The organism is Columbia Basin potato purple top phytoplasma, assembly GCF_028595955.1.
Classification (GTDB): domain Bacteria; phylum Bacillota_I; class Bacilli_A; order Acholeplasmatales; family Acholeplasmataceae; genus Phytoplasma.
The window spans coordinates 1-547 of sequence record NZ_JANHJP010000030.1 but is presented as its reverse complement, the minus strand read 5'-3'; the positions used below and the strand labels follow the sequence as shown (position 1 = coordinate 547).

The 547-nt window shown below is 21.8% G+C and carries 1 other RNA gene; it reads right to left on the bottom strand.

Annotated elements, in window-relative coordinates:
• Nucleotides 1-57: 57 nt before the first annotated feature.
• Nucleotides 58-491, bottom strand: an RNA gene (rnpB, locus tag M8044_RS02485) — RNase P RNA component class B.
• Nucleotides 492-547 lie beyond the last annotated feature (56 nt).

Sequence of the window (547 nt, the reverse complement as noted above, 5' to 3'; positions counted from 1 at the left end):
ATTTTGCTAAATAGAAAAAAAGAATCTCTAATAAAAAGATTCTATTTAAAAAATAACACGAATAAGCCATGTTCTGTTCTTGTTTTTTTTTAATAAAAAAACAAGTGTGATCATTTATCTCTACTTTTATTTATAAAAATAGTATAAAAATCAATTATAAAATATTTAAATTAGGAAAAATTGATTTTTATATGCTCCTACCATATTTTGGATTGTTAGCTTGAGGGGTTTACCGCGTTTCACTTAATTATTTCTAATTAATTCGTCTCTGTGGCACTTTATTTTTTATTTTCATAGATTGTATTATATAATTTATATAATAATAAATCCTTAGAATCTAAAAAGCCGTTACCTAATAAAATTAGGTACCTTAAGTTATTTTTTTCTTAAGCACAAACACTACATGCTTTCCTAAAAACATGTGCTAACATGGACTTTCCTAAATCTAATTTCATTAAAATAATAAAATTAAACCTCGATCACCACTTTGTTATTTTTCAACAATAATATTTTAACAAAATTTATATTAAAAAACAATTAATTAAAA